Below are 5,087 nucleotides of genomic sequence, written 5' to 3'. Positions count from 1 at the left end.
TCCGGCTCCGGCTCCGGCTCGGCGATCCGCACCAGGCCTTCGGCGGCCAGCAGGCGGGCCAGCTTGGCGGGGGTGCCGGTCGCGAAGACCGACGCGGCGGTGACCTCCGCGCCCAGCTCACGGCTGAGGCGGACCGCGGCGACGGTGACGTTGGCCGAGTCGCCGCCGAGGTCGAAGAAGTTGTCGTCCGCGGCGAACCCGGCCTGCCCCGCGACGTCGGCGAGGATCCGCGCGACGCGCCCGGTCAGCGCCTCGACGGTCGTGCCGGCCCCGCCCGGCACGGTCGGCACCGCGGACACGGCGGACGCCTCGGGAACGGGTGCGGCATCGGGGACGGGTACGGGCACGGCATCGGGGACGGGCACGGCCTCGGGAACGGGCACGGCCTCGGGAACGGGCGCGGTCGCGGTGCCGGACGGGGCGGCCGGTGCGCCGGTGCGCAGGACCGTGTCGCGGGCGGGCAGCGGCAGCCGGGCGCGCGCCACCTTCCCGTTGCCGGTCAGGGGCAGCGCGTCGAGCCGTACGTACGTGTCCGGCACCATGTACCCGGGCAGGGCGGCGCCGACGAACTCGTCCAGCCGGTGCTTCTCCGGCAGGTCGTCGCCGACCAGGTAGGCGGTCAGCCGCGGCTCGCCCCGTCCTTCGAAGCGGGCAGCGGTGACGACGGCCGCGGTGATCCCGGGGAGCCGTTCCAGGGTCTGCTCGATCTCCGCGGGCTCGATGCGGTTGCCGCGCACCTTGACCTGGGCGTCGGTGCGGCCGAGCCATTCGACGGCGCCGTCCTCGTGCAGCCGTACCTCGTCGCCGGTCCGGTAGAGGCGTTCCCCGGTGCCGGGGTGGACGGTGAAGGCGTCCGCCGTGAGGTCGGGCCGGCGGGCGTAGCCCCGGGCGAGTCCGGCGCCGGAGATCCACAGGGCGCCCACCGCGGGGGGCGCGCACGGTTCCATCCGTTCGTCGAGGACGTGCAGCCGCAGGTTCGGCAGCGGCTCGCCGAGCGGGACGAAGGCGTCCACGGAGGTGACGCGGTGGGCGGACGCCCAGACGGTGGCCTCGGTGGGCCCGTACAGGTTCCACAGGGCGCGGGCCGAGGCGTGCAGTTCCCCGGCGACGCTCCGCGGCAGGGCCTCGCCGCCGGAGAGGACGGTGAGGTCCGCGGGCGGGGTCCATCCGGTGGCCAGCAGGAGCCGCCACATGCTCGGGGTGGCCTGGGCGACGGTGGCTTCGGCGGTCAGCGCGGCCAGGCGCCGCGGATCGCGTGCCGTCTCGCGGGAGGCGAGGACGACGGTGGCGCCGACGGTGAGCGGCAGGAGGAGTTCCAGCAGGGAGATGTCGAAGGCGACCGTCGTGTGGGCGAGGACGGCGTCCTCGGCCGAGGAGCCGAGCCGTTCGCCGATCCCGGTGAGGAAGTTGGCGAGGGCTCCGTGCTCGATCTCCACGCCCTTGGGGGCGCCGGTGGATCCGCTGGTGAACAGGACGTAGGCGAGGTCGCCGGGCTCGACCGGGGCCGGCACGGCCGGTGCGGACCCGTCCGGCTCCGGTACGCGCAGGGCGGTGCCCAGCGAGGTGCCGAGCGCGTGGGTGGCGTGGTCGGTGAGGATCAGGTCGCACTCGGCGGTCCCGGTGTAGCCGTGCAGCCGGTCGGCCGGATAGGCCGGGTCGAGGGGGAGGAAGGCGGCCCCGGACCGCAGGACGCCGAGGAGGGCGGGGATCAGGTGGAGACCCCGTTCGACCAGGACACCGACGACGGACCCGGACTCGACGCCCTGGTCCTGCAGGCGGGCGGCGATCGCGTCGGCCCACGCGTCCAGGGCCGCGTAGTCGAGGGTGCGGGTGCCGCTGCGGACGGCCACGGACGTGGGCCGGCCTGCGGCCGCGGCGGCGAACAGGTCGAGGAACGTCGTGCCGCCGGACGGCGCCGGTTCCGCCGCCGCCCCGGTGCCCTCCGGTGCCGCGCCGGGCCCGGCGGCATCGGCCTCGGAGGCATCGGCTCCGGAGGCGTCGGACCCGCTCGTGCCGGACGGGGTCCCGTCCGCCGGGGTCCCGTCCGCCCGGGAGGTGCCGGCCCCGGACGAGGGCCGCTCCCGGGGGCCGTCGCCGTGCAGCAGCGCCGTCAGGGCGAGGTCCTCGACCCGTTCGGTGAACTCCAGCGCCTCGTCGTGTCCCATCGCGGTCTCCCGGATGAAGACGGTCGGCGGGCCGTCCCTCAGGCACAGCAGCGCGATCTCGGTGTGCGGTTCGGCCGACGCCTCCTCCTCCCGGCCGCGTTCGAGGACCATCACGTCGGTGAAGGTGGGTTCGCCGGAGCCCAGGGGGCGTCCCGCGAGGCCGAGCCGGACCTCGAGGTCGGCGGCGTAGCCGTGCCGGGCGGCGGCCTCGTCCAGTTTGCCGCGCAGGCCGCGGGCGGTGTCGCCGTCGAACCGCACGGGGAAGCGCGCGGCGGCGATGCCGAGGGTGGCCTCGGCCCGTTCGCGGGCGGCCGACGGCGACCACGCGAAGTCGAAGGTCTCCTCGCCGGCGCGCTCGGCCACGGCGCCCAGGAAGGCGCGGACCACCTCGGTCGTGTCCTCCGGGGAACCGGGGACGAAGGCGAGCTCGTAGCGGCCGTAGTGCGCGGCGCCCGCGCTGAAGTCGTCGACGGGCAGCCGTACCGGGCGCAGGTCGCGCAGCCGGGCGCTCCACCACGGTTCGTGGGCCCGCAGCGGCCGCTGGGCGGCGGCGATGGCCGCGAGCCGCTCCTCGCCGACGGGCGGCAGCGGCGCGCCTTCGGTGGCGCCGAGCCGCTGCGCGGCGGCCTGGCCGCTCAGGGCGCTGCCGTCGGCGGCGGCGAAGTCGCTGAGGACGAGGTCGGCGTCCGGGGCGGACAGGGTCAGCGCCGAGGTGGTCACCGACCGCAGCACGGTGTCCGCGCGGGGCTCGTCCCGGGGCACGAGCCGGATCTGCCGGGTGAAGACGATGCCCTGTCCGGTGACGAGCGTGGGCACGCCGAGCGGGTTCGGGAACGTGCCGTAGTCCAGGGCCTTGGAGATGCGGGCGGCCTCGGCGGCCGTGGTGCCCGCGTGGACGAGTCCTCCGCCGGCCATGCGGTCGGACCGCCGGTAGAACCGCCGTTCGCGGTCACCGGTGTCGACGGGGTCGGGCAGGGTGCCGGCGGCGACGTGCGGGACGAGGTCCCGGAACAGCTCGATGCCGGCCTCGGCGGTCTCGTACGTCAGGGAGAGCGCGGTGGAGTGGTCCCGGACCGGGAACCAGCGTTCGAGCAGCACGCCGCCGGCGTCGACGGCCTCCGTCATCAGGTGCCAGGTCGCCGCGTGCCGGCCGGCCCCCTCGTACAGGGCCCACGCCGGGACGTGGCTGCCGGAGTAGCGGGGCAGGGGGCCGTCGTGGAAGTTGACCGCGGCGACCGCCGGGAGGGCGAGGACGTCCGCGGTCAGGATGCGGAAGTTGACCATGCTGAACAGGTAGTCGAACGTCCGGCCGGAGAGCTTCGCGGCCAGGTCGCCGGACGGGTCGAGCACGGGCACGGCGTGCTCGCCCGCCCACGCGACGACGGCCGGGTCGTCGCTGAGTACGCCTTCGATCCGCACACCGGCGTCGAGCAGCTGTGCGGCACACCGGGTGAGGACCCGGGTTCCCCCGATGATGTAGCAGTTGGTCGTCATGCTCACCCCTTGGCCGTGGCGGGGCGGGCCGGACCGGTGCCGTTCGTCTCCCGCGGGGCGGCGCCCGCGCCCTGCCCGGCCTGCGTGTCCCGTCCGGGGCCCGCGTCCGGCCCGGGGCCCGCGTCCCGGGCGGGGCCGTCGTCCGGGACGGGGTCGGCGGTGCGGGCGGCGACCCACGCGTCGATCTGGGAGACGACCTCCTCGTCGAGGGAGAGCTGGCCGGGGCTCCACATCGGGTTCGACAGACCGCGGTGGGTGCGCTCGCACATCCCCCAGTCCTCGTAGTTCGCCTTGTCCCACAGGGCGAACACCGCCTCGTGGGAGAAGTCCTCCTTGGCGGTCTCGGTGGGGTGGAACAGCCAGAAGTGCCGTACGAAGCAGGTGCCGGGGCTCTCGGGCCAGACCCACTGCATCATCACGTAGTCGGCGGTGAACCCGAACAGCAGGTTGGGCAGGATGGTGATCCAGTTGATCCGCTGCCGGTCGGCCTCGGGCACGAGCGGCATCGGGGTGCGTCCGCTGTGTCCCGTCATGGACACGGAGTTGAAGCCGCCGCGGATGGACTGCCAGGCCCCGACGATGTCTCCCTCGAGGTCGTACGTGCCCGCGTCGTCGAAGTCGGTGATGCGGTGCAGGTCCTTGTGCGCGGTCGGGAAGTGCAGGCTCTCGTTGACGTTGTGGGCGACGAGCTTCCAGTTCGAGGCCACCGGGTAGTCCTTGGCCTGGACGCACTCCAGGTCGGCGAGTTCGTAGACCTCCGCGAACTTCCCGAACTCGCCCAGGGACTCGTCCAGGTCCGGGGCGTCGTCGGAGAAGGTGATGAAGACGACGCCGTGCCGGATCTCGGTGCGGATGGGCAGCAGACCGTTCTTCTCCTTCTCGAAGAAGTGGTCGAAGTAGGTGCCGTTGAGGCTCTTGAGCCTGCCGTTCCGGTCGTACACCCAGCAGTGGTAGAGGCACACGAGGCTCTGCCGCTTGCCCTCGGCCTCCTCCACGAGCTTGTAGCCCCGGTGCCGGCAGTAGTTGTGGTAGGCCCGGATGCCGTCGTCGCCGTGCAGGAGCAGGACGGAGCCGCTGCCGATGTTCAGGGTGCTGTAGGCGCCCTTCTCCTTGAGGCGGGAGACGTGGTCCACCGGGAGCCAGTGACGCCCGTAGATCGCGCTCATCTCCCGCCGGAACTGCTCCTCGCCGGTGTAGAACTCGTGCGACCGGCCGATGCCGCCCGACTCGAAGTAGGGCCGCTGCTCGGGCTGTTCGCTGATGAGGTCAAACATGCTGGACGCGCGCGTCATCTGCTGGACTCCCTCGGGTGAGGAACGTGGAGGACGGTGACGGGATGCCGGTCCCCGCCGCGGGTGCGCACCGGAGCGCCGCGCCGCCGCACCGCCCGAAGACCGGGCGACGGTCCGGACCGGCCGGTCCGGACCG

2 protein-coding genes are annotated in these 5,087 nt (G+C 74.2%); both read right to left on the bottom strand.

Annotated features, from left to right (window positions below; translation table 11 throughout):
- The coding region (locus AOK18_RS24715) for an amino acid adenylation domain-containing protein (RefSeq protein ID WP_055695760.1) at nucleotides 1-3,659 on the bottom strand (3,659 nt) is incomplete at its 3' end.
- 2 nt (nucleotides 3,660-3,661) lie between these two features.
- Entirely contained in the window at nucleotides 3,662-4,951 is a 1,290-nt protein-coding gene (locus AOK18_RS24710) for an aromatic ring-hydroxylating oxygenase subunit alpha (RefSeq protein ID WP_240503305.1), read from the bottom strand.
- Nucleotides 4,952-5,087: the final 136 nt, after the last annotated feature.

Source organism: Streptomyces prasinopilosus (assembly GCF_001419695.1).
In the GTDB taxonomy this organism is placed as follows: Bacteria; Actinomycetota; Actinomycetes; order Streptomycetales; family Streptomycetaceae; genus Streptomyces; species Streptomyces prasinopilosus.
Note: the sequence above shows the minus strand (reverse complement) of the source record. Positions and strands in the feature narration are given on the sequence as shown.